The sequence below is a fragment of the Psychrosphaera sp. F3M07 genome (genome assembly GCF_018860345.1).
In the GTDB taxonomy this organism is placed as follows: domain Bacteria; phylum Pseudomonadota; class Gammaproteobacteria; order Enterobacterales; family Alteromonadaceae; genus Psychrosphaera; species Psychrosphaera aquimarina.
Genome location: NZ_JAHKPJ010000021.1, coordinates 644506 through 668276, shown reverse-complemented (window position 1 = coordinate 668276; position 23771 = coordinate 644506). Strand labels below are relative to the sequence as shown.

General features: G+C 37.4%; 24 protein-coding genes. 14 read left to right on the top strand and 10 right to left on the bottom strand.

What is annotated here, in order from left to right; genetic code table 11:
• Positions 1-295: 295 nt before the first annotated feature.
• Positions 296-781: a DUF4440 domain-containing protein gene (locus KO505_RS13615; protein WP_216055979.1), complete on the bottom strand. Its 486-nt coding sequence runs from the start codon at positions 779-781 to the stop codon at positions 296-298.
• 196 nt (positions 782-977) lie between these two features.
• Here KO505_RS13615 and KO505_RS13610 point away from each other — a divergent pair, with 196 nt between their 5' ends.
• Entirely contained in the window at positions 978-3371 is a 2394-nt protein-coding gene (locus tag KO505_RS13610; RefSeq protein WP_216055978.1) for a Lon protease family protein, read from the top strand.
• Positions 3372-3449: 78 nt separating this feature from the next.
• Here KO505_RS13610 and KO505_RS13605 read toward each other — a convergent pair whose 3' ends face one another.
• From KO505_RS13605 to gloB, 3 genes are all read right to left on the bottom strand, one after another.
• The gene (locus KO505_RS13605; protein ID WP_216055977.1) at positions 3450-4016 is read right to left on the bottom strand and encodes a hypothetical protein; all 567 of its coding nucleotides are present in this window, start codon (positions 4014-4016) and stop codon (positions 3450-3452) included.
• 55 nt (positions 4017-4071) lie between these two features.
• A complete protein-coding gene (locus tag KO505_RS13600) occupies positions 4072-5688 on the bottom strand; it encodes a LysM peptidoglycan-binding domain-containing protein (RefSeq protein ID WP_216055976.1) in 1617 nt (538 codons plus the stop codon).
• 128 nt (positions 5689-5816) lie between these two features.
• Positions 5817-6590 carry a hydroxyacylglutathione hydrolase gene (gene gloB / locus KO505_RS13595; RefSeq protein WP_216055974.1) on the bottom strand — a complete coding sequence of 258 codons (774 nt, stop codon included), beginning with the start codon at positions 6588-6590 and terminating at the stop codon, positions 5817-5819.
• A gap of 76 nt (positions 6591-6666) precedes the next feature.
• Between gloB and KO505_RS13590 the strand changes: the two genes are divergently transcribed.
• From KO505_RS13590 to KO505_RS13575, 4 genes are all read left to right on the top strand, one after another.
• On the top strand, positions 6667-7419 hold the full coding sequence (locus tag KO505_RS13590) for a class I SAM-dependent methyltransferase (RefSeq protein WP_216055973.1): 753 nt from the start codon (positions 6667-6669) through the stop codon (positions 7417-7419).
• A 104-nt stretch (positions 7420-7523) separates the two neighbouring features.
• Positions 7524-7784, top strand: a complete 261-nt coding sequence (locus tag KO505_RS13585) for a DUF5062 family protein (protein ID WP_216055972.1) — start codon at positions 7524-7526, stop codon at positions 7782-7784.
• A gap of 98 nt (positions 7785-7882) precedes the next feature.
• Entirely contained in the window at positions 7883-8635 is a 753-nt protein-coding gene (locus KO505_RS13580; protein WP_216055971.1) for a sulfite exporter TauE/SafE family protein, read from the top strand.
• A 56-nt stretch (positions 8636-8691) separates the two neighbouring features.
• On the top strand, positions 8692-9075 hold the full coding sequence (locus tag KO505_RS13575; RefSeq protein ID WP_252731789.1) for a rhodanese-like domain-containing protein: 384 nt from the start codon (positions 8692-8694) through the stop codon (positions 9073-9075).
• 192 nt (positions 9076-9267) lie between these two features.
• On the opposite strand, the gene KO505_RS13570 is transcribed toward KO505_RS13575, so the two are convergent.
• The 3 genes from KO505_RS13570 to KO505_RS13560 form a co-directional block, all read right to left on the bottom strand.
• Complete coding sequence (locus KO505_RS13570; RefSeq protein WP_216055970.1) at positions 9268-9714, bottom strand: GNAT family N-acetyltransferase; 447 nt, start codon at positions 9712-9714, stop codon at positions 9268-9270.
• A gap of 71 nt (positions 9715-9785) precedes the next feature.
• Positions 9786-10535, bottom strand: coding sequence for a hypothetical protein (locus KO505_RS13565; protein ID WP_216055969.1), 750 nt, complete (start codon positions 10533-10535; stop codon positions 9786-9788).
• 101 nt (positions 10536-10636) lie between these two features.
• A complete protein-coding gene (locus KO505_RS13560) occupies positions 10637-11323 on the bottom strand; it encodes a sensor histidine kinase KdpD (protein WP_216055968.1) in 687 nt (228 codons plus the stop codon).
• A gap of 171 nt (positions 11324-11494) precedes the next feature.
• Between KO505_RS13560 and cysB the strand changes: the two genes are divergently transcribed.
• Positions 11495-12469, top strand: a complete 975-nt coding sequence (gene cysB, locus KO505_RS13555) for an HTH-type transcriptional regulator CysB (protein WP_216055967.1) — start codon at positions 11495-11497, stop codon at positions 12467-12469.
• Between the two features lie 172 nt (positions 12470-12641).
• Here cysB and KO505_RS13550 read toward each other — a convergent pair whose 3' ends face one another.
• From KO505_RS13550 to lolB, 3 genes are read right to left on the bottom strand one after another with little or no spacing between them, the layout of a single operon-like run.
• Positions 12642-13598 (bottom strand): ribose-phosphate pyrophosphokinase, encoded by a 957-nt coding sequence (locus KO505_RS13550; RefSeq protein ID WP_216055965.1) that lies wholly within the window; start codon positions 13596-13598, stop codon positions 12642-12644.
• Positions 13599-13658: 60 nt separating this feature from the next.
• Complete coding sequence (gene ispE, locus KO505_RS13545; RefSeq protein ID WP_371820002.1) at positions 13659-14528, bottom strand: 4-(cytidine 5'-diphospho)-2-C-methyl-D-erythritol kinase; 870 nt, start codon at positions 14526-14528, stop codon at positions 13659-13661.
• Positions 14529-15128: a lipoprotein insertase outer membrane protein LolB gene (lolB, locus tag KO505_RS13540; protein WP_216055964.1), complete on the bottom strand. Its 600-nt coding sequence runs from the start codon at positions 15126-15128 to the stop codon at positions 14529-14531.
• Between the two features lie 168 nt (positions 15129-15296).
• Between lolB and hemA the strand changes: the two genes are divergently transcribed.
• The 8 genes from hemA (at position 15297) to kdsA (ending at position 23762) form a co-directional block, all read left to right on the top strand.
• A complete protein-coding gene (gene hemA / locus KO505_RS13535; RefSeq protein WP_216055963.1) occupies positions 15297-16547 on the top strand; it encodes a glutamyl-tRNA reductase in 1251 nt (416 codons plus the stop codon).
• The gene (gene prfA / locus KO505_RS13530; RefSeq protein WP_216055962.1) at positions 16544-17629 is read left to right on the top strand and encodes a peptide chain release factor 1; all 1086 of its coding nucleotides are present in this window, start codon (positions 16544-16546) and stop codon (positions 17627-17629) included. The genes hemA and prfA overlap by 4 nt, the downstream gene beginning before the upstream one ends.
• Positions 17630-17735: 106 nt before the next feature.
• Positions 17736-18587: a peptide chain release factor N(5)-glutamine methyltransferase gene (gene prmC / locus KO505_RS13525; protein ID WP_216055961.1), complete on the top strand. Its 852-nt coding sequence runs from the start codon at positions 17736-17738 to the stop codon at positions 18585-18587.
• Positions 18588-18673: 86 nt separating this feature from the next.
• On the top strand, positions 18674-20227 hold the full coding sequence (locus KO505_RS13520) for a DUF3369 domain-containing protein (RefSeq protein WP_216055960.1): 1554 nt from the start codon (positions 18674-18676) through the stop codon (positions 20225-20227).
• Between the two features lie 96 nt (positions 20228-20323).
• Positions 20324-20680, top strand: a complete 357-nt coding sequence (locus tag KO505_RS13515) for a SirB2 family protein (RefSeq protein ID WP_216055959.1) — start codon at positions 20324-20326, stop codon at positions 20678-20680.
• Positions 20681-20770: 90 nt separating this feature from the next.
• The gene (locus KO505_RS13510; protein ID WP_216055958.1) at positions 20771-21574 is read left to right on the top strand and encodes a tetratricopeptide repeat protein; all 804 of its coding nucleotides are present in this window, start codon (positions 20771-20773) and stop codon (positions 21572-21574) included.
• A gap of 44 nt (positions 21575-21618) precedes the next feature.
• Positions 21619-22860: a DUF819 domain-containing protein gene (locus KO505_RS13505; protein ID WP_216055957.1), complete on the top strand. Its 1242-nt coding sequence runs from the start codon at positions 21619-21621 to the stop codon at positions 22858-22860.
• A gap of 44 nt (positions 22861-22904) precedes the next feature.
• Positions 22905-23762: a 3-deoxy-8-phosphooctulonate synthase gene (gene kdsA, locus KO505_RS13500; RefSeq protein WP_216055956.1), complete on the top strand. Its 858-nt coding sequence runs from the start codon at positions 22905-22907 to the stop codon at positions 23760-23762.
• Positions 23763-23771 lie beyond the last annotated feature (9 nt).

Genomic DNA, 23771 nt, shown 5'->3' with positions numbered 1-23771 from the left:
GCCAATAAGGAATTGGAAATCGGCCTTGAATCGTTTTATGATTGAATTCGAAGACCGATTAAAAGATGTTATTTAAAACCTGGCAGTTACACAGAATCTGTTACAGGGTCAAAGGGACACCCACTTTAAAACTAAGCTGTTGTTCTTACTTTTTGTATTGCATCAAGCTTTGCTTAATTAATAGCTATATTATTAACGAGAAACTGAGTTTTTTTCGTATCTCGCTTCTCGTACTTTTCTTTTCCTTACAACTAGTGGCGACGCCATTCTTCCTGCTTATAATTGGCTTTTACGTTTACTGAGCCGCATCCCATTCTTGTTGAGTTGCTTTGGATTTTTGATTTTCCATCATGATCAACCATTTACCGTTCTTTTTAACGGATAGGGTCGTTAAGTGGGCGATAAAATCTTCAGTTATACCTTCATCATCTGTGGTGCTGTATTTGAACATGCCGGTTTCATGGGCGGTATTGTCACTAACAAATCGTTTAGTCCAGACAAACTTTACACTGGCTTTCATCTTTCCATTTTTTGTGTCGTCAAAACCTTGTTTCCAGCGAGCGAGTGCCTGTTTAATTGAGTAACTGTTTTTACTAAAGCCACTGACTAAAATTGCATCTTCATGATATCCGGCGCTGTATTGTTCAAAATCACCGTTAGTGACGGTTTCAGACAGCTGTTGCCAGAATACATCTAGCTCTTTGGTGGTGTTGTCATTGGCCGTTACGGTTGAAGTGATAAGCAGTAACGTTACGCATAAGAAATTTTTAAGATTAACCATATTTATTGTTCCCATTAAAATATAAACCTTGTATCTCGTTTTATAACATTCTCTGTAAACGATTGTTAGTTTTAGATTAAATATGCATTTTTGTGCGGATTGTTTAACAAAGTTAATTTGAAACCAATGCGTTTTTAGACAATTCAATATAGACTAAGGTTATTAACCTACCATTTGGATATGTATCTCTATTACCATGGAATTAAATAAAGCATTTCGCCTTAGTCATGATCTTCTAGGCCCAACTCTTAATTCAGAAACGATTAAAAAATTGATGGAGTCAGAGGTAGACACCAATATTAATTTTATTGGCCAAGAAAGGGCGCAGCATGCCTTAGAGTTTGGTTTAGATATGAACATGACAGGTTATAATTTATTTGTCATGGGAGAGCCTGCTACAGGCCGTCACACCTTAATAGATAACCATTTAAAACAAGTGGCTAAGATTAAAAGCACGCCACATGAATGGTGTTATGTAAATAACTTTGACGATACTCGTACCCCAAACTATATCCGTTTAGCAGCAGGGGAAGGCAAACAATTTATTGCTAAAATAGAATCCTTTATTGATGATTTATTGGATACCTTTCCATCGGTTTTTGACAATCCGTCTTTTCAAAGAAAAAAACGTGTTATTGAGCGCGAATTTAATGACAAATACGAAAAAGCGTTAGAACAGGTTGAATCAAAGGCATTAGAAAATGGGTTGGTTTTATTTGAAGAAACGGGGGTTGTTAGTTTTGCTCCTGTGGTTCAAGGCAAGCCTTTAACCGATGCAGAGTTTTCCCAATTAAAAGAAGAACAACGCCAGCAGTTTTATGTACGGATTTCTGACTTGGAAGTATTCTTAAATGAAAAACTATTAGAGCTACCACAATGGAAACGTGAAGCGTCGGAGAAACAACGTAAATTAAGTAAAGAGACCATAGAAAATGCGCTGCGTCCGTTATTAAAAGACTTAGAGCATACTTATGCGGCTGACATAGGGGTTATTAGATACTTTAAAGAGATGCACGATACGTTAGTTGAGTTAGTACAAGAATGGCTAGCCGATGAAGCGGACGAAGAAAAAAACAAAGAAGATGTAGACGTTAGACAAGTCCTTGAAGATCAACTTATTCCCAATGTATTAAATGTGCGTACCAGCGGTGATGGCGCCCCAATTGTTTACGAACCTAACCCTTCATTTCAGAATATATTTGGCCGTATTGAATACAGTTCAGTGCAAGGTTCTGTGTATACCAGTTACAGAATGATACGCGCAGGGGCTTTGCACAAAGCCAATGGTGGTTATTTGTTGATTGAAGCCGATAAATTAATGCAACAACCTGCGGTTTGGGAGTCTTTAAAGTTGGCGTTAAAAAGCCAAGAAATAAAGATGGAAACCCCTACAGGCGAAGCCAATATTGTTAATGCCTCGAGTTTAACGCCGCAAGCAATCCCAATGGATATAAAAGTAATTTTAATGGGCAGTCGTGAGTTGTATTACTTAATGCAAGAATATGACAACGAGTTTAACGAACTGTTTAGGGTATTGGCGGACTTTGAACATTTCATACCGTTAAACGACAAAGTGCAATTTGGTTTTGTGCAAAAAATAAAACAGTATGCCTCTGAACATCATTTAGAAATATCCGCCGATGCGGTAGAAGAATTATTTAAATTTAGTTTTAGACAAGCGTCACACCAGCACAAATTATCTGCCCGTTTTGCCGATGTATTAGAGTTATTAAGCGAGTCTCAATTTTACGCTAAACGTGATGGTGACACAGAGATCCACCAAAATCATGTGATCAAATCATTAGAAGGTAAACAGTATCGTACTGGGCAAATTAGTGAGTCGTTTTTGGAAGATATCCAAGAAGGACAAATACTGATTGATACCTGTGGTTATCAAGTAGGCAAGTTAAATGGATTAACCGTGTTAGAAATAGGCGATACGGTATTTGGTACTCCCGCACGTATTTCAGCCACTGTGTATGCAGGTTCAAATGGCGTGGTTGATATTGAACGTGAAGTTGAACTTGGTAAAGCCATTCACTCCAAAGGAGTAATGTTACTTAGTGGTTATTTGGGCAGTAAATACGCTCAAGACTTTAGTTTGTGTTTTTCTGCCAATATAGCACTTGAGCAAAGTTATGGTCATATAGATGGTGATAGCGCAAGTTTGGGTGAAGTTTGTGCATTAATTTCTGCCATTACTCACATTCCACTAAATCAATCTATCGCAATCACGGGTTCCATTAACCAACATGGACAAGTGCAATCTATTGGTGGAGTGAATGAAAAAATCGAAGGCTTTTTTAAACTGTGTTTAGCCAGAAAGTTAACCGGAGAGCAGGGCGTAATTATCCCTAAAACCAACTGCATCAATTTAGTGTTATCGACGGAAGTGATCAATGCAGTCGAAGCTGGCCAGTTTCACATCTACGCCGTCGATGAAGTGGATGACGCATTAACTATCTTAACCGACAAACAGGCTGGGGTTTTATCTTCAAGAGGGCGCTACCCAAGAGATTCGGTTAATGGTATTGCCGCACAACGCTTACAACGCATTGCGGATATTGTTAATGGCGAAGATGGTGAATAAACAACAGAGTACTTCCACAAACAGCCACAAAAAAAGCCGATAGTTCGGCTTTTTTTGTGTTAATAAAATCTGTATTAATTACTTATTAAATTCACACTCTTTTTTCTCGTCAGAGTCTTCTTCAAATTCATCACAAGGGTCTTTACTGGTATTAATACCTAAGCTTGCAACTAGGCCATCTACCGATATTTCAGTAATGCCATCGTCATCAAATTTGAAGTTAATTTGAGCTAAGGTATGCTGAAAGAAATAATCTTTGCCATCAATAGTTAAAATATAATCGCCTTTGACGGGTTTATTTAACACTTGTTTTTTTAGGCTAAAATTATGCTCACCTAAAGTCAGCGTGAAACTTTTAAATTGATCCTTAGAGAACTCTTGTATCCATACGTAATTATTACTTTTTAATAGCACCGCAAAAGAATAACTTTCCGGTTGACCAGATACCGCAAAGGATTGACTACCAACAACAAAGGTATGATCAAAATCTTTATGGCTATAAGACAAAGGAAAGTCTACTTCTTTCACCGCCCCAGAAGGGAAAGTGAGTTTAAGTTTACCGTCTAAACTAAAGTCAGCAAAACTAGGTACACTTGTTAACAATAACGTAGTGATAAATACCAAACGTGAAATAGTTTTTAACATCGATTAACTCTTCGTGTAATTAAGTTTATGTTGATAAATATAGACGATATTTAAACTAAGTTCTTGTAACGTCTACATATAATTTTAACGACTGGCCAGGTCTAATGTATTTCTTTAAATCCAATTGATTCCATTTTGCGATGTCGACTACTTTGACTTTGAACTTTTGTGCGATTCTGGCTAATGAGTCACCGTTTCTTACCTTGTAGGTAATGGCACGCATCACTGCACTTTCAGCTTGGTGTTTTGTAGTTTGGTTTTTCCAAATAACCAGTTCTTGACCCGGCATGATTGGATCCGTAGGCGCTATGCCGTTCCATTTAGCCAGGCTACGAATGTTGACGTCGTATTCGCGGCTAATATCCCACATGGTATCGCCAGATTTAACCGAGTGTTTTATTTTGGTAGAACCACGTTTTTTATTTTGTGTTTTTGTTAAACGATTGTCAGCCGTTAAGCTGTATTCATCAAGTGCTTTGGTTGATGTTGGGATCAATAACGCTTGGTTCACTCTAATGATGTTACTTTTAATGTCATTTACATCAATTAACACACTTAATGACGTATTAAATTTTTCTGCAATGCCACCTAAAGTATCACCTGATTTCACCACATAACGCTGCCATGACATACGTTCGTTTTTAGGTAATTCAGCCAAGTTTTGCTTGAAGATGTCAACTTTTTCAACAGGCACTACAAACTTATGTGGTCCTTTAGGATCCGTGGCCCATTGGTTATAACCTGGATTTAATCTGTGTAATTCGTTTAACTCTAGTTCAGCAAGTTGTGCCGCTTTAGCTAAGTCTATCTGGCCTTTGGCATCAACAACTTGAATATGCGGTTGATTTTTAATTGGTGTCCAACTGATCTCAAACTCTTGATGGCGTTTTAATAAGTCAGATAATGCTAATAATTTAGGTACATAACTGGTGGTTTCTTTAGGTAAATCTAATGACCAAAAATCCGTAGGTAAATGTTTTTTACGATTACGTTTAATTGCTCTTAAAACTCGACCTTCACCTGAGTTATAAGCGGCGATAGCATTTAACCAATCACCATCTAAGGTTTTATGTAAGAAAGATAGGTAATCCAGTGCGGCTTTAGTTGCCGCAACAACATCACGACGTCCGTCATACCACCAAGATTGTTTTAATTTGAAACGGTTGCCTGTGCCTGGCACAAACTGCCATAAACCCGATGCACGACCATGAGAGTAGGCGAATGGGTCAAAAGCACTTTCTACGATAGGTAATAACGCCAGTTCAATTGGCATTTGGCGTTTTTCAATTTCTTCAACAATGAAAAACAAAAAAGGTTCAGCACGTGCGGCAATACGTTTGAAGTAACTTGGGTGTTTGGCATACCAATTTCGTTCGGTAACCACTTGGCGGTTTTGCGGGATGTCGATACTTAATTGGCTTTCAATACGCTTCCAAACATCTTCAAATACAATCACCTCTGGCTCTAAGTCCATAGGTTCATTGCCTTCAATCAATGCGGATAAAGTAAGTGCATCTACGACATCTTCTGGTACGGCTAAATTAGTTGGGGTTGAAACAATTTCAGTTTGTTCTGACTTGCCTGACTGAACAGCACTACAGCCTGATAGAATCGTTAAAAATGAAATTTGAATGATTGTTTTTTTTAGTGACAGCGTTTTTAGTTTTATCATATATACACAGATTATTTTAAGTAAAAAGGTGACTCATGTGGTTTTGATATACAGGTGAAAACCTTGAGCCATAAAGACCTGAAGATAGTAACTTAATAATTAAACAATGGCTACGATTGAAGTTGACTTTAAAACTTGTCTTTCCACTTCCTTAAATAGGTAAAACACTCAACGTCAGTTATCGAGTCCTTTAGGTTAAAGTGTTTGATAACGGCTTGTTTTATCGCAGGATCAAAGCTTCTTAAAAATGGATTTATGTCTAATTGAGTTGATAATACCGTTGGAATAGTGGCGATATTTTCCGATCGTAATTGTGTCGCGCTATTGTTATAGGCAATTAAGTCTTGGTTTTCTGCATTAACTGTTAAGGCAAATTTTAGATTGGCTAGGGTGTATTCATGTGCACAATACACAATGGTGTGTTTATCCAAAGCCGATATACGGGTTAATGATTGGTGCATTTGTTCAGGGCTACCTTCGAATAAACGGCCACAACCAGCGGAAAAAAGCGTGTCGCCAACAAATAGACTCAGTTGATCAAAGTAACAAATGTGATCGATGGTATGACCCGGCACTTCCATGACGGTTAAGGCAATATTTAATTGGGGTAGAGTAATTTGGTCATTGTCTTTGCATGGTTTATTGACCATAGGGAACCGTTCTGTGCTTGGCCCGTAAACGTTAATATTGTTATAGGTTTTTAATAAGGTATCAACGCCACCTATATGATCGGGATGATGATGAGTGAGTAAGATATCAGTTAAGGTGTAATTATGTGTTTGTAAAAAATCAATAACGGGGCTGGCATCGCCCGGATCAACAATGGCACAATATCCTTCTTGATTCACAATCGCCCAAAGGTAATTGTCAGAAAATGCTGGAATGGCGATAACTTGGTACATAAAAAGCCTATACTATTGTGAATTAGTGTTAGTGTTTGATTAGTAATTTTTTAGTTGTTTATAGTGAGAGTGTTTAATGAAACCTGCATTAACTTATACTTGGACTGAATCACTATCTCAGTGGGAGCAAATTCCCACTGGTAAAGAATTAAAGCATATTCAGAATGACATAATAAGACGTAGACTAAAATTAAGTTTTGGACACCATTTAGTAAAACTTGGTCATTTAACCAATGCTTTAGATACCAAGTCGTGTTTAATCAAACATCAAATTAATCTTGCCCCATCATTCGTTAAACCTCATTTGTTAGGGGTATTTGCTGAGTTTGACCAATTACCTTTTCTTTCCAATTCTGTTGATGTTGTGCTGATGAATCATGAACTTGAATTCGCCAGTGATCCGCATCAAGTATTAAGAGAAATACACAGAGTTTTAATGCCAAACGGCAACTTGGTCATGTCGGTATTTAATCCTTTTTCACTCTTTATTGTTAATAAGTTATGGCCTTTTAAAACACAATCACCGTTGTGGAATGCCAGATTGTTTTCTATTCCGCGAATTAAAGATTGGCTGGTGTTATTAGGTTTTGAAATCATAGAGCAAGAATATTGCTGTTATTCTACTTTTCTGAGTAAAAAGGACACTGAAAATTGGTTACAAAAACTGATTAGAAAATACCTTCCCAAGGTAGGCAGTGTTTGTATTATTACCGCAAAAAAGCGTGAGTGGCCGTTAACACCAATACGTTCAAAAGTTCGATTTAACACGACATTCCAACCTGTGGTTTCAAGGGCATCTTCTAATTCATCGGCTAAAGTAAAAAAATAATTTAACGACTTGCCTTTGATAATGTCTATATAAGTAAATACTCAACGCATTAACTGTGTAATGATAGGTAAATTATAAAGGACGATCATAGAGTTAGGTAAACGATGAAAAAAATAAAAAACGAAGCGGCGTTATTAAAGAAAGCCATTATTGTCGGCGAAAAGTATGCTATGAACCGAGGTTATAAAGGGTTTGCAGCAACCAATTCGGCTAAACAGAAAATAGAAAGTCTTTATCGTTTATTAGTGAATGACAAGCTCATTCAACCCCTTGCCTTGGATAAAGAAGATCAACCCAACATGAAACACAAGTTAGCACTTTGGATAGCAAGGCAATTGCCAGAAGGGCATGAATTACTGCAGTAAAAAGTTTTATCAAGTTATTTCAAAACAAGCGATGACAAGTACATAAGTAAACGCTAATATAATAAGCACCAAGTTTGTTAACTCTTATTGAGAATAATTTGTTTGAACTGACCGTAATTAGCGCCATTGTCATAGGCTTATCTTTAGGAGTATTTGGCTCTGGTGGTGCTATCTTAACCTTACCGACACTAATTTACTTACTCGGTTATGACGAGAAGTCCGCCGTCATTGGTTCATTATTCGTAGTGGCTATCATTTCTTTTTTTACTGCTATCCCGCAATGGTTCAAAAGTGGGGTAAGTAAGAGCCATTTATTCTATTTTGCTTTCCCCGGCCTAGTTGGAAGTTATGCTGGTGCTTATTGGGGGTCGAGTGTTGAATCTGAAATTCAAATTATTGTATTTGTTACGTTAATGTTTGTAGCTGCAGTGAAAATGCTGACGATGGATGTTAATAAACAAGGGGTACCGGTTCATAATTTAATATTGATTGTTATTGGTCTTTTGGTTGGCTTAGTTACTGGTTTTATTGGCGTGGGCGGTGGCTTTCTTATTGTTCCAGCGCTTGTTTTATTGTCTAACCTATCGATCAACAAAGCCGTCTCAACCAGTGTTGTTATCATCTTTTTACAATCCACTATGGGATTGATCTCTTATCACGAACATTCAATGGAACTCTTTAGCCAAATACAATGGTCCATGTTAATTGTTATTGGAGTGATTGGTATTGTGGGTTCGTATATAGGCCTTTGGTTACAACAATTTATTAATCAAAAATTATTAACCAAATTGTTTGGCTGTTTTTTAATATTAATTGCCAGTTTTATATTAATTGATAAGATTTTTACATAATACTCGTTTAAATTAACGTGTATGTTTTCTAATAAATATTGAATTTAGAGGTACAAATGATTAAATCCGCCGCAGAAATAGTGCAAAACGTGAAAAGCCAAATCACAGAAGTCACCGTTGATGATTTAGCCACACATTTAGCTAATGACATCGTATTAATCGATGTGAGAGAGCCTGAAGAGTTTAAAGAAAGCCATATCGCTGGTGCGGTAAACTTTCCTCGTGGGGTGTTAGAAATGAAATTACAGATGCATCCAGAATTTAAAGATGCAGAATCACCATTAGATGAAATGAATAAGTTTGATATTTATTTAATTTGCCGTTCTGGTGCTCGTTCAGCATTAGCTGCCGCGTCGTTACAGTCTATGGGATTTAACAGCGTGTTTTCGGTAAATGGAGGCATGATGGAGTGGACGAATAAAGGTTTTCATACTCTTTAAAACTCAATAAGCATTTTATAAAGAATAAATAAGGCCGTTAACGCGGCTTTATTTTTTAATTTTCCTTGTTAAATCTTCCACGATTGTTGTTTATTTCTAATAAGGTCACTCAGCACTTTCTCTCTCATTGTTATCAGATAGAATTGATACATCATACAAATCGAATAAACCTTTAGATTAAACGACGTAAGTTCATGTATTAGAACCGTGGTTGTATTTTAGTATGTGGTAATTTTGTTTTATAAATTTAGTGAGATAGTCTGAATCTGAACAATCGGATGCATCACTTAGGGTAAAACCAACACTCAGATATAGCGCGGTTAATTTGGGCTCACAGATAACCGTTAAAGGGACGTGTTGGTCTTGTAAAATATATTGTATCAGTTGTTTAGCGAGACCTTTGTTACGGAATGTTGGGCTAACAAAAAGGCTGCGTAATAGATGTAAGTGTTCAGAAGACGTGGTTAATTTTCTTATAAAGGTCACGGCTACAATAGTGTCGTTTTCAGACTCAGTATCGCGCATAAAATAAATATCATCCGCCCGATGGCAGCTTACATTTTGTTGATGTGTTTTATAAAACTGATTGATCAACTTTTGTTGCGGTTGTCGCCATTGTTCAATTTGCAATTGTGCCATAACTCTTTAATTACGTTATTAACTTGCATAAAAAAAGCAGGGCTTGCCTGCTTTATGTTATTAACTGACCATTACCATTTTTTCTTCGGCGCAAACAGGGCATCTAAATTATCTTCACTTTCTGTTTTTGTTGCTTTTTCAGCCTTCGATGCACTTAGCTCAGAAGCAATCTCAGTAAGGATTTGCGCGGTTTTTTCTCTAGCGGCCACAATATATTCACTTGTGTAGGTTTGCGCGTCGAGTGTTGCTAACGCTTTTTCATAATACTGTCTTGCTGAGCCTGTCATACCATTTGATCTCGCGGTATTCCCTCTGCGCATTTGTGACTCAACATTAATTCTTAACTGTAAATGTTCAATCTTTTTATCTTCTTCTAAGAAGATTGCGGCAGATAATGTGCCTTTACTATGTTCTGAACGCAAAATGATACGGTACTTTTTAATTCCCTGAATTAACGCTATTAATGCTTTTTCATTTTCTGGTAAGTGCATCGACTCGGCTTCAATAGTGTGAAATTCACCGGCTTCGATTTTTCCAGTACAGTCTTTTATGCGGGCATGTATATCTTTATTGCCAGGGGTTAACTCATTCATTTTTTTCAATGAATTTAAAACTCTACGATATAAAATAATAAAACCATTACGGGTGATTGGGACACTAGAATCATTGGCGATCATTAATTCAGTTTCTTCAATAATGGTTTTGTATTTGGTCATTTCTTGACGTCTATCGGCATCTTGTTTTTCTTTATGTTGCTGTAACAGGTTTGCTATTACGGCAATGATCACAAGACCGATAATTAATGCGATGATTATCGCCATTGATAACTCCAAATAAATACAAATAACTATTTGATTAAAGACGGTACCTATAAATCAAATAAATTCAGTAACTATTAATAATAGTAAACAAAATAAATGGATTAGGGTAGTACTAAAGTAAATACACTGCCATTTAGCGGACCGCCATTTTCTAACTTAATGTAACCACAAGTGCCATCTTGTTCGTGTGTAGCGGCAATTAACTGTGCAAAATATAATCCTAAACCTGTTCGACTAATATTTAATTCAATATCTTGTGGTGTGGTTATGGACGATTGCAACATATGTTCTGGGTAACCGTTACCGTCGTCGGCGATGGAAACATGTAATTGGTCATTGACTGTTTTTGCACTAATTAAAATTGACGATTTACAATAACGCATGGCATTAACGAAGATATCGTTTAACAGGTTAGAAACTAAGTCTTGGTCAAAGTACCAAGATAATTCATCTTCTACGTCAAAATTAATAGATAACTTTTTGTTTTCTATATAAAGACTGTTATTCGCGACAAGGTCATCAAGGGTTTCGTCTAAGTAATAATCATCTACATTTAACGGCAATACGTTTTTCTCAGCACGGTACATGGCTAACATCTGCAATAAATTGGTATTTAACCGAGAAGCTTCATAATGAATTTGAGCTAATTCTTCCGCTTCATCCATGTTGTTTAAGCGCATTTTGCTACTGAGTTGTTCTATTAATTGGATTAATAAACAAAGCCCATTTTTCATATCGTGAGCAGATGAAGCAAGTACAGTAGAAAAATCAATAACAGGACGTTCCATTTTTATGTCTCCGTTTATATAGAAAGAGGTAGTAATGTTATAGAAAACTGCTTTATTAAACACTATTTATGCATTTTTTGAATAAATATGAAACTATTTAAAAATTTTATGGAATAAATGTGCCGAAATGTATATATTTTTAGTATAACAAAAACTGCTCGGAACAGATTAATGAAGTTACAACAATTACGTTATATTGTTGAGGTGGAAAATAACAATTTAAATGTATCAGCGACCGCCGAAAATTTATATACGTCACAGCCTGGAATTAGTAAACAAGTTAGAATGTTAGAAGATGAACTAGGCATTCAAATTTTTGGTCGTAGCGGAAAACATTTAACGCATGTTACTCCGGCTGGCAAAGAAATAATTGCCATTGCGCACGATATCCTAAGTAAGGTTGATGGAATAAAATCTGTTGCGAAGGAACATACCTTACCTGACCAAGGTAAATTAAATGTTGCCACAACCCATACCCAAGCAAGATATGCATTACCAGGCGTGATCAAAGGATTTATGGAACGTTTTCCTAAAGTGTCTTTGCATATGCATCAAGGTACGCCATCACAAATTAGTGATGCGGCTGCCCGTGGTGAAGCTGATTTTGCCATTGCTACTGAAGCGCTGCATTTATACAACGAATTAGTGATGTTGCCTTGTTATCATTGGAATCGTTCGGTAGTGGTCAAAAAAGATCATCCACTTGCAAAACGCAGTGGTGCATTAACGATTGAAGATATAGCTCAGTTTCCTTTAGTCACGTATGTGTTTGGATTTACAGGCCGTTCTGAACTTGACCGCGCCTTTAATGATAAAGGGTTAGAACCTAAAATAGTCTTTACGGCAACGGACGCAGACGTTATTAAAACATACGTAAGAATGGGGGTTGGTGTTGGCGTGGTTGCGACCATGGCAATGGATGACTTAGATTCTGATTTAGTTGCGATTGATGCCAGCCATATTTTCCAAAAATCCACGACTAAAATTGGGTTCAGAAAAGGTAACTTCTTACGTACTTATATGTATGACTTTATTGAACGTTTTGCTCCGCACCTTACTCGAGATGTGGTGGAACGTGCATGTTTGTTACGCAATCAAGAAGAAGTGGACAGAATGTTTGAATCTATTGAATTGCCAGTTAAATAACCGGTTGATTGTAAAATGAAAAGATTCATTAAACCTCAGTAAATACTGAGGTTTTTTTATGCTCCAACCCAGAGCCGACCACCAAACTGTGTTATGAAACATGAAAAATAGGTATAAAAAAATCCGTCTATGATAAGACGGATTTTTTACACTGCGACAAAGATTACTTTGTTTAGTGATCAAACATCGCTGAGATTGACTCTTCGTTACTTAGACGACGAATTGCTTCAGCTAACATGTTACCTAAAGTTAATTGACGCACATTAGGTAATGCAGCAATTTCTGCTTTTAATGGAATTGAGTCGGTAACGATGACTTCATCAATTACTGAGTTTTTAAGATTCTCAACCGCATTACCAGAGAATATTGGATGTGTTGCATAAGCAAATACACGTTTAGCACCATGTTGTTTAAGTGCTTCAGCGGCTTTACATAAAGTACCGCCAGTATCGATCATATCGTCAACAATAATACAATCACGACCTTCAATATCACCAATGATGTGCATAACTTGCGCTACGTTAGCTTGTGGGCGACGTTTGTCGATAATAGCTAAGTCTTTATCATCAAGTAGTTTTGCAATTGCTCTTGCTCTAACTACACCACCAATGTCTGGTGAAACAACAACAACATCATCTGCAACATCAAAACCTTGGCTTCGCATGTCTTCGACTAGAATTGGGCTGCCGAATACATTATCTACAGGAACATCAAAGAAACCTTGAATTTGCTCTGCATGTAAATCAACTGTCAACACACGGTCAACACCAACACTTGATAAAAAGTCTGCAACAACCTTTGCAGTAATAGGAACACGAGCAGAACGTACACGACGATCTTGTCTAGCGTAACCAAAGTAAGGAATAACCGCTGTGATTCTACCAGCGGATGCTCTACGTAATGCGTCAACCATAACAATCAATTCCATTAGATTGTCATTACATGGAGCACAAGTAGATTGAATAATAAATACGTCAGAACCACGAACATTGTCATGAACTTGTACACTTATTTCACCGTCGCTAAAACGGCCAACAGTTGCATTTCCAAGTTTTAAATCAAGACGATTGCAGACGATTTCAGCAAGTTCTGGGGTAGCGTTTCCAGCGAAGAGCTTTATATCAGGCACAGAGTTATCCTATAGCTTCGTTAAGTGTTTAAGAAATAAAGTATAAGTATGGCTTTATTTCTAGCTTAATTGCTCACGTAGTTGTTGATGTGTGACAGAAATATTACAACCTTGTGCAATAAAACCAGACAGATCCGCAGGCAATCTATTAAAAATTGATTCAGCTTCTTGTTTACTTTCAAAAACTGAAAATACACAAGCACCAGTTCCAGTTAATCTGGCTGGCGCGTATTCTAACAACCAGTCTATCGCTTTGGCAACGTCTGGATAGTTTTTATAGACTAAAGTTTCAAAGTCATTTTTATGTTCAGGCGTTAAACCTGTGTAATTAATGTTACATAAGTCTATTTTTTTAGTATTTCTTGGTAATTCAGTACTGCTAAATAAAAGCGCTGTATTTACATGAACCTGTGGGGTGAGTACTAAATACCATTTTTCATCAATAGGGTAGTCAGTTAATTTTTCCCCAATACCTTCTGCAATTGATGATCGGCCTCGTACGAAAATAGGCACATCAGCGCCAAGGGATTTTCCAATCACTTCTAATTCAGAGTGCGCTAAATTTAATGACCATAATTCGTTTAATGCCAATAATGTAGTAGCCGCATTTGATGACCCACCACCAACACCGCCGCCCATTGGTAATACTTTTTGTAAATTAATTTTAACGCCATCTTGTGCTTGAGGTACTCTCGCCTTAAGTGCATTTGCCGCTTTGATTATTAAGTTCTGCTCAGTCACCAACTCAGATAAATTACATTCCAAAGTGACAATACCGTCGTTGGTGCGCTCAAACGTTAATTCATCGCCTTTGTCTAGGAAATGAAATAAAGACTGTAATTCATGATAACCGTTTTCTAGCTGGCCATTGATATGCAAAAAAAGGTTAAGTTTTGCAGGGGAAGTAAGTTTTAGTGTGTTAATTGGCACTTAATTAAACTCCCAATTAGAAACGGATAATTTTAATTTAGTCCCTTTGGTGGTTAAATTTATTAACATTGGCAAGGTATATATTTTCTGTTGTTGGTATTTTGAATACTTAACCTGCCACTTTTGTTTTGTGCCGGTATAGTCAAATTGTTTTATTTGATTGCCATTTTTAATAATGCTTTTTTCTTTACCTGCTAATTGACCCCGTATCCATAGTTCTAACTTTTCTAGCGGTAATTGGATTCCAGTGGTGCGCCGTATCAAACGACTTGCGCTTCTATCTTTATAAACCTTACCGTCCACTTCTAAGGTTGATAGGTTGTTTTTTGTGGTTAAGGTAAGAATATTAGTGCCAATAAAAGTGTTTAACGAAAATTGAACCGAGTCTTGTTGTTTTTGCCAATAAAAATATCCGGATAGGTTTTCGGTCTCGGTTTTTATTAAGACTTTACCTCTGACAGTCCAAAAATCTAGTTTTTTGATATCAAGCGGCAATTCTTTTGGTGCGGTTTGAAACTGATTTAATGTGCTACATGCACTTAGAAATAAGGCAAGCAACAAGATTGAGACGCGTAAAAAAATGGTTTGAAAAGGTTTCATATAATCCAATCTTGCAAGTTTAGTAGGGCCATTTTCCCAGATAAAAAATGAAAATCAATTCTTAGTTAATAATTTCTATTGTGATAAACCATGTTAAGGCTTTTAAAAACCTCTGCTTTTTCGTAGAATTGCCGCCTTTCTCCAAAGGGGTTTAAATTCAGCCATTTTATGACGGTTCTTGCATTAGGTATAAATCACAAAACAGCGTCAGTAGAGTTACGTGAGCGCCTAGCGTTTACACCAGAACGATTATCTGAAGCATTGCAGTCGGTTATCGCCGATGGTTTATGTGATGAGGCCGTGATTTTATCAACATGCAACCGTACTGAAATCTACTGTTTTGGCGATGCAACCAATTCTCAAATCTTAACATCTTGGTTAGCTGACTTTCATTTAGTACCCGAACAAGAGCTTGATCAACACTTATACATTCAAAGGGACGTTTCAGCTACAACACATTTAATGCGTGTGGCAAGTGGACTGGACTCAATGGTGTTGGGTGAGCCTCAAATATTAGGTCAAGTTAAACAGGCCTATCAACAAGCTAAATCAGTGGGTACCGTTAAGACTTATTTTGAACGTATGTTCCAACAAGTATTTTCAGTCGCTAAAAAAGTCAGAACTGAAACAGACATTGCGGTGAATGCCGTTTCGGTTGCATTTGCAGCGGTGACTTTAGCCAAACAAGTATTTGGCAGTTTTGATAATAAAAAAGTGTTATTAGTCGGTGCGGGCGAAACCATCGAATTGGTGGCGAAACACATTTTTGAGCAAGGTGCTAAAGACATAGTTGTCGCAAATAGAACCTTGAGCAATGCTAAATTAGTGGCTGAACAGTTTTCCGCTAAAACTTGCACCATAGGGCAAATTCCGGCTCAAATGTTAGAAGCCGATGTTGTGATAAGTTCAACTGCCAGTACTTTGCCTATCATTGGTAAAGGTATGGTTGAGAATGTATTAAAACGACGAAAACACAGACCTATGTTTTTAGTTGATTTGGCCGTACCAAGAGACATTGAGTCTCAAGTTGCTGAGCTCGACGATGCTTATTTATATACCGTTGACGATTTACAAGAAATTGTCGCTAAAAACATGCAAGCAAGAACCGAAGCCGCCGTTGATGCCGAAGAAATAATACAACAGAAAGCCAATATATTTGATGATTGGCTAAACTCTTTGGAGTCTGTGGATTTGATCCGTGATTATCGTGAGCAAAGCTTGGCGATAAAAGATGAACTGCTAGATAGAGCGATAAATCAATTACAAGCGGGTAACGACGTAGAACAAATATTAAAAGAGCTAGCAAATAAATTAACAAATAAATTAATTCATGCGCCAACTTCTGCCTTAAAAGATGCAGCAGAAAAACAAAACATGCAGGAATTAACCGCAATAAAAGCCGTATTAGGGATCCGATGAAAGACTCAATTAGAAGCAAATTAGAAACGCTTATTGAACGCCGTGAAGAAGTTGAAGCGTTATTAAGCGAACCACAAATTATTTCAGACCAAGATAAATTCCGTGCATTATCTAAAGAGTACTCCGATTTAGAAGCCATCACGGTTACGTTTAAGCAATACCAAGGCGCTGAAGAAGACTTCGAAGAAGCCAAGTTAATGATGGATGAAGACGACGCAGAGATGCGTGAGATGGCCCAAGAAGAATATAAATCTTCAAAAGCGGCTATCGCTCGTTTAGACCAAGAATTACAAGTATTAATGTTGCCAAAAGATCCGAACGACGGTAACAACTGTTTCTTAGAAATAAGAGCAGGTGCCGGTGGTGATGAAGCTGCCATATTTGCTGGTGACTTATTCCGCATGTACAGCCGATATGCTGAGTCCAAGAAATGGAAAATTGAAGTCATGACCTGTAACGAAGGTGATCATGGTGGTTTTAAAGAAATGGTTGCCCATATAACCGGTGATGATGTTTATGGAACGATGAAGTTTGAGTCAGGCGGTCACCGCGTTCAACGTGTACCAGACACTGAGTCTCAAGGCCGAGTTCATACATCGGCTTGTACTGTGGTTGTTATGCCAGAAGTTCCAGAAGCTGAAGCAATTGATATCAATCCAGCGGATTTAAAAATAGATACCTATCGTGCATCAGGTGCGGGTGGTCAGCACGTAAATAAAACGGATTCTGCGGTACGTATTACTCATTTACCAACGGGCATTGTGGTTGAATGTCAGGATGAGCGTTCACAGCATAAGAATAAAGCGAAAGCTATGTCCGTGTTAAGCGCTCGTATGCAAGCCGCGGAAGATGAAAAACGTAATGCTGAAGAAACCAGCATGCGTCGTAACTTAGTGGCCAGTGGTGATCGTTCAGAGCGAGTGAGAACTTATAACTTCCCACAAGGAAGAATGTCAGAACATAGGATCAACTTAACTTTGTATAAGTTGAATGAGATCATGGAAGGTGATTTAGACTGTGTTCTTCACCCGTTAATGACGGAATATCAAGCTGACTTATTAGCTTCAATGTCAGAAGATTAATATTAACCTTGGTCATTAGGACAATGCGTTAACTAAGGCCAAGTTTGATAACAACGATGAAACTATTTATCGGTGAAAATGCTCAGGCGCAATAGATTAGGTAGAAATGGATAACTCAAGTCAAATTAAGTGGCAGCTACATGATGCCACTTGCTCCTTTAATGAACTATCCGACACAGCCAAGTTAGATGCTGAGTTACTAATGTGCCATGTCTTAGACTGTAATCGCACATATCTATTTACTTGGCCTGATAAAACCCTAGATGAAGCTCAATTAGCAGAATTTAAGCAAGTTTGTGCCAAACGAGCGCTTGGCCATCCCATTGCGCATATTGTTGGCTACCGCGAGTTTTGGTCATTAAATCTTAAGGTTTCACCTTCAACGTTAATCCCCCGTCCAGATACAGAAACGCTTGTTGAACAAGCGCTGTTGTTAATGCAAGAGCACAAAGATAAGCCTTTTTTAGGTTTAGATTTAGGTACTGGCACAGGAGCGATTGCATTGTCTTTAGCATCTGAGCTTAAAACGTGGGAATGGATAGCTGCGGATTTTGTACCAGAAGCCGTTACTTTGGCGCAAGAAAATGCAAAATTAAACCAAATAAATAATTGTAAAGTTATCCAAAGCGATTGGTTTGAAAATATCCCTAATACTAAATTTAATTTAATCGTTTCCAATCCACCATATATCGATGAGGCTGACCCTCATTTATCACAAGGTGATGTTCGCTTTGAACCATTATCCGCTTTAACCGCAGGGGATAGCGGTTTATCCGATATTAAAATTATACTGTCACAAGCCAAACAATACTTACATGATGGTGGCTTGGTTATGATTGAACATGGAAACACACAAGGCAAAGAGGTTAGAGCGATTTTTTGCCAAAATGGATACAGTAATGTGGATACGTTTAAAGATTTATCAGCAAATGAGCGTATCACCGTTGGATATTTTTAATTATTGGGGTAGTCTTGAACAAAAGGGAGCTTAATTGAGCAATAGACGCCGATGTAAGCAAATAGATTGAAAGGGCACACACGATAATGAATGATGATTTTTTGTTTGCAAATGATACTGGCGAAGAAGATGAAACTTTTTCGATAGGTAGTTGGAAAGTTATTATTGTAGATGACGAACCGGAAGTTCATGCGGTAACTAAATTAGCGCTTAGTGATTTTATTTTCCAAGATAGAAAATTGGAATTCATCAGTGCTTACTCAGGTGCTGAAGGTAAAAAAGTCATTACCGAAAACCCTGATGCAGCCATTATCTTACTCGACGTTGTCATGGAAACCGATGACGCAGGATTGCAAGTAGCTCAATTTATTCGTGAAGAAGCCAATAACCACAAAATCAGAATTATCTTAAGAACTGGGCAACCAGGTCAAGCGCCGGAAAGGCAAGTCATACTTAATTATGACATCAATGATTATAAATCTAAGACAGAACTGACCGCTCAAAAGTTATTTACAGTGATCATGTCTAGCCTTAGAGCTTACCGAGACATAGTCGCATTAGACAATAGCCGTAAAGGCTTAACAAAAATTATTGAAGCATCGGCGGATATTTTTTCTATACATTCAATGGACCAGTTTATTGATGGCGTTATGCAACAACTTACGTCTGTCATTGGTTGTGGTAACGAAAAAGCCATGTATATCACAGATACCTTAATGGTCAATTGTGAAAATTTAAGAAACAAAGATGGCTTGACCGTTATTGCCGCCCAAGGTGAATTCGAATCTAGTTTGGGTAAGAATGTTAAAGATGTTGTGAACGAAGAACTGCAAGCCGCATTTCAAGAAGCGATATCGACTAAGTCTATTGTTTATCGTGGTGACTATTTAGTTGCTTATTGTTACAGCCGCTTTTCTAATAACTCAATTCTTTATGTGTCTGGTTTACCAAAAGAGGTAAGTCAAACAGAAAGAACATTGATTGAATTATTTGCCCAAAATGTACAGATTGCTTATGAAAATGTGCAATTGCAATTAGAACTAGAAGATACACAACGTGAGTTAGTTTATAGACTGAGCGAAGCATTAGAAAATCGTTCAAATGAAACGGGAAACCATGTTAGACGGGTTGCTTTAATCAGCGGCGTGTTAGCCCAAGCATATGGATTAAACCAAAAAGAAGTTGAATTAGTGAGTTGTGCTGCCCCTTTACATGATGTGGGCAAAATCAGTATTCCGGATAATATTTTACATAAACCAGGGCAATTGCTTGATGATGAATGGAGTATCATGCAAAGCCATTCTGAAACGGGTGCTAAAATTTTAGAAGGCTCTAACCGCAGCGTGATTCAAGCGGGATCGATTATCGCGCAAGATCATCACGAAAACTGGGACGGAACGGGTTACCCTAAAGGTAAATCTGGTGAAGATATCCATGTATATGGTCGGATAGTTGCTATGGCTGACGTCTATGATGCTTTACGTCATGATCGTTGTTATAAAAAAGCTTGGAACAAAGACGAAACTATTGAGTTTATTAAATCTGAAAGTGGTAAGAAATTTGACCCTAAGTTAGTTCAAGGTTTATTAAATTCGGTCGATAAAATTGAACAAATCATTGAGCAATTCCAAGAAGGTTAACCCCTTTTGTTGTCACTCATTTCACATTATTAAACAACACTAATTGTTATTAGTGTTGTCATCTTATATTAACCAAAGAAGAACCTTATTATGTATATGGCAGTAAAACATACCCACATTATGTTGGCGTTAATTAGTATAATTTTGTTTTATTATCGTTTTTATCAGCATCAATTAAAGGGACGCGAATTAAATAAAGCCCTTAAAATTATTCCTCATATTATTGATACCTTTTTATTAATATCAGCCGGCGTATTATCCAGTTTAATTGCGCAATACCCATTAGTTGATCACTGGTTAACCGTTAAAGTAATTTTTGTGGTGGGTTATATTGTATTTGCAGTACTTGCGATGAAAGCTGAGCAGAAGTCGAAGGCAATACAGATGTTAAGTATTTCGTCTATTTGTCTTATATTTGCTGCATTTTATGCAGTGACAAAAGGTCAGTTTTAACAAAACGGTTATTGAATTTTTAGAATTTACCCCCATTTAAGTGCTCTTGGGGATAAACCTCACCGTTATTAATTTATATAAGAAGTTATTATGTCCGCAAATTGGCTGTACGAGTCTGATAAACCCGATGATTTGCTAAGAGAAGTCATTCAGTTAGAGCAAAACTGGCAAGATGAATTTGCTATTGATGATATTGATATACATTTAGCCGAATTGGTTGCGCATTTGTCTGCGTCTGTAGACAAAAATCAACCTGTGCAAGAACAACTGTATCAAGCTGTCGATTGTTTAATTGACGAATTAGCAGTTACCGGCCCAGGTTTACAAGAGTTACCTGAGTCGAGCTTAGCCAACCTATCATTTTGCATCATGCACCGTACGGGTAACGAAATGACACTTGCTGTGTTATTTAGATACTTATTACGTGAATTAGGTTTCAATGCGCTTATTGCCGAATTAGAAGAAGGCATGGCGTTAGTTGTTAGACTTAGTAGTTCAGAACTTATTATTTTGGATGCCTTATCAGGTGCAACTGAATATTTGATCTCAAATGACGATGTGAAAAGCAGTTTAGTCAGCGATATTGCCGCTTACGCAAAAGAGATCCCACACGAAGAGTTAGTTAAAACGTTAATTACCGATCAAAAATTAGCCTTGTTAGATGAAGGTATGTTTGAAGACGCGTTAACTTGTGTTGAAACACTCATGGATTTATTGCCTGAAGACCCATACGAACGCAGAGATAGAGGTTTAGTATTAAACCAACTAGATTGCGGGAAGTGGGCAAAAGACGATTTTGATTATTTCATCAAAGCCTGCCCAAATGATCCTATGGCCATGTTCATAAGATTGCAGTTAGAAGAACAAAGTCATATAGTGGAAACAATTCATTAAGCGTTCGCTTATTCATAAACAATAATTATAAAAAAGAGGGATTTATGACGCCATTGATTTCAAATGACGCCACAGTTCTAGGCTTGCTTGCTGTTATATTAGGGTTTGTATTTTATACAAGTAATAGTGCTAATAGCGGATGGCAAAAGTTCTATAAAATAGTACCAGCAGTATTAATGTGTTACTTCCTACCATCACTTCTTAATACCTTTAATGTTGTCGATAGCGATACCTCTCAAGTGTATTTTGTTGCATCTCGCTATTTATTACCAGCTTGTATAGTTTTGTTAACCATCAGTGTTGATTTACCCGCGATATTAAAGTTAGGGCCAAAGGCGTTAATTTTATTCTTTACCGGTACTTTAGGTATTATTATTGGTGGCCCATTAGCGTTATTGATTATGTCTAGTTTCTCACCAGAAATGCTTAATGGTGCAGGTCCTGAAGCCGTTTGGCGAGGTATGACAACCGTTGCTGGTAGTTGGATTGGTGGCAGTGCCAACCAAACTGCAATGAAAGAAATTTATGAAGTAGGTAATAACATATTTTCATCTATGATAACGGTGGACGTCATTGTCGCTAATATTTGGATGGCGGTATTACTGTTACTTGCAAGTAATGCAAAAAGAATTGATGCGCGTACGGGTGCTGATACCACAGCTTTAAATGAATTAAGAGCTAACGTTGAAGAGTTTGAAAGAAAACACGCCCGCATTCCAAAACTAGAAGATATTATATTTATTTGTGCCATTGGTTTTGGCGTAACTGGTTTTGCACATTTTTGCTCAGATCTAATCACACCTTATATGATTGAGAATCACCCAACTTTCGATAAATATAGTTTTCATAGTCAATTCTTTTGGATGATAGTGATTTCTAGCGCCATTGGTATTGCATTATCATTTACCAAGTTACGCAAGGTTGAGGCGGTTGGAGCCTCTAAATTTGGTAGTGCATTTTTATATATCTTAATTGCAACCGTAGGGTTGCATATGGATGTAACTCAAATATTTGAGTCCCCTAAATTCTTTATATTAGGCACTATTTGGATGTTAGTTCATGCAATATTAATGTTAAGTGTGGCTAAATTAATTAAGGCTCCATTGTTCTACATGGCGGTTGGCAGTCAAGCTAACGTCGGTGGTGCCGCTTCTGCCCCTGTGGTTGCATCGGCATTCCATCCTGCATTAGCACCAGTTGGTGTATTGTTAGCAGTTATGGGATATGCAATTGGTACCTATGCAGCTTGGTTCTGCGGACAAGTGTTACAAGTAATTGGATCTTAATTGTCTGGCTTAAATAGTTAGACGTTTAAATTAGTGGAAAGAAAATGACAAACAACAAACAAAACATTCAAATCGGCGCAAATATTGAGTTAGCAAATGATAAACCATTTGTATTATTTGGCGGTATGAATGTACTTGAGTCTCGTGACATGGCAATGAAGATTGCGGAACATTATAAAGAAGTCACTACTAAGTTAGGCATCCCATATGTTTTTAAAGCTTCATTTGATAAAGCCAATCGCTCATCTGTATCATCTTACCGTGGTCCAGGTATGGAAGAGGGCTTAAAGATCTTTGAAGAGATTAAATCTCAATTTGATTTGCCAATCATTACAGACGTGCATGAAGGTTTTCAAGCGGCGCCTGTCGCAGAGGTTGTTGATATTATTCAGTTACCTGCCTTTTTAGCACGCCAAACCGATTTAGTGGTGGCGATGGCAAAAACCAATGCAATTATAAACGTGAAAAAACCTCAGTTTTTAGCACCACATGAAATGCGTCATATTATTAATAAGTTCATGGAAGCCGGTAACGACCAAGTGATCTTATGTGAACGTGGTTCACAGTTTGGTTATAACAACTTAGTGGTTGATATGTTAGGTATGGATGACATGAAAAAAATGGCTCCAGTTATGTTTGACTCGACCCATGCGTTACAACGTCCAGGCGGTCGTACAGACTCTGCCGATGGTCGCCGAGCTCAAGTTGCTGAATTATCTAGAGCTGGCATGGCATTAGGTTTGGCTGGTCTATTTATTGAGGCTCATCCAAATCCAAATGAAGCTAAGTGTGATGGTCCTTGTGCATTACCGTTAGAAAAGCTAGAAGGGTTCTTAACTCAAATGAAACACATTGATGATTTAGTTAAGTCGTTTCCGCCATTAGATACATCAGCTAACTAAACATGACTA

What these genes read in the sequence shown, in the direction of transcription:
- KO505_RS13515 (WP_216055959.1), top strand. Translation starts at nt 20,324, where the DNA reads ATGGCAGTAAAACATACCCACATTATGTTGGCGTTAATTAGTATAATT.
- KO505_RS13505 (WP_216055957.1), top strand. Translation starts at nt 21,619, where the DNA reads ATGACGCCATTGATTTCAAATGACGCCACAGTTCTAGGCTTGCTTGCT.
- cysB (WP_216055967.1), top strand. Translation starts at nt 11,495, where the DNA reads ATGAAGTTACAACAATTACGTTATATTGTTGAGGTGGAAAATAACAAT.
- KO505_RS13610 (WP_216055978.1), top strand. Translation starts at nt 978, where the DNA reads ATGGAATTAAATAAAGCATTTCGCCTTAGTCATGATCTTCTAGGCCCA.
- KO505_RS13565 (WP_216055969.1), bottom strand. Translation starts at nt 10,535, where the DNA reads ATGGCGATAATCATCGCATTAATTATCGGTCTTGTGATCATTGCCGTA.
- KO505_RS13520 (WP_216055960.1), top strand. Translation starts at nt 18,674, where the DNA reads ATGAATGATGATTTTTTGTTTGCAAATGATACTGGCGAAGAAGATGAA.
- KO505_RS13600 (WP_216055976.1), bottom strand. Translation starts at nt 5,688, where the DNA reads ATGATAAAACTAAAAACGCTGTCACTAAAAAAAACAATCATTCAAATT.
- hemA (WP_216055963.1), top strand. Translation starts at nt 15,297, where the DNA reads ATGACGGTTCTTGCATTAGGTATAAATCACAAAACAGCGTCAGTAGAG.
- KO505_RS13615 (WP_216055979.1), bottom strand. Translation starts at nt 781, where the DNA reads ATGGTTAATCTTAAAAATTTCTTATGCGTAACGTTACTGCTTATCACT.
- KO505_RS13570 (WP_216055970.1), bottom strand. Translation starts at nt 9,714, where the DNA reads ATGGCACAATTGCAAATTGAACAATGGCGACAACCGCAACAAAAGTTG.
- prmC (WP_216055961.1), top strand. Translation starts at nt 17,736, where the DNA reads ATGGATAACTCAAGTCAAATTAAGTGGCAGCTACATGATGCCACTTGC.
- gloB (WP_216055974.1), bottom strand. Translation starts at nt 6,590, where the DNA reads ATGTACCAAGTTATCGCCATTCCAGCATTTTCTGACAATTACCTTTGG.
- prfA (WP_216055962.1), top strand. Translation starts at nt 16,544, where the DNA reads ATGAAAGACTCAATTAGAAGCAAATTAGAAACGCTTATTGAACGCCGT.
- KO505_RS13605 (WP_216055977.1), bottom strand. Translation starts at nt 4,016, where the DNA reads ATGTTAAAAACTATTTCACGTTTGGTATTTATCACTACGTTATTGTTA.
- KO505_RS13585 (WP_216055972.1), top strand. Translation starts at nt 7,524, where the DNA reads ATGAAAAAAATAAAAAACGAAGCGGCGTTATTAAAGAAAGCCATTATT.
- KO505_RS13590 (WP_216055973.1), top strand. Translation starts at nt 6,667, where the DNA reads ATGAAACCTGCATTAACTTATACTTGGACTGAATCACTATCTCAGTGG.
- KO505_RS13510 (WP_216055958.1), top strand. Translation starts at nt 20,771, where the DNA reads ATGTCCGCAAATTGGCTGTACGAGTCTGATAAACCCGATGATTTGCTA.
- kdsA (WP_216055956.1), top strand. Translation starts at nt 22,905, where the DNA reads ATGACAAACAACAAACAAAACATTCAAATCGGCGCAAATATTGAGTTA.
- KO505_RS13575 (WP_252731789.1), top strand. Translation starts at nt 8,692, where the DNA reads ATGATTAAATCCGCCGCAGAAATAGTGCAAAACGTGAAAAGCCAAATC.
- KO505_RS13560 (WP_216055968.1), bottom strand. Translation starts at nt 11,323, where the DNA reads ATGGAACGTCCTGTTATTGATTTTTCTACTGTACTTGCTTCATCTGCT.
- lolB (WP_216055964.1), bottom strand. Translation starts at nt 15,128, where the DNA reads ATGAAACCTTTTCAAACCATTTTTTTACGCGTCTCAATCTTGTTGCTT.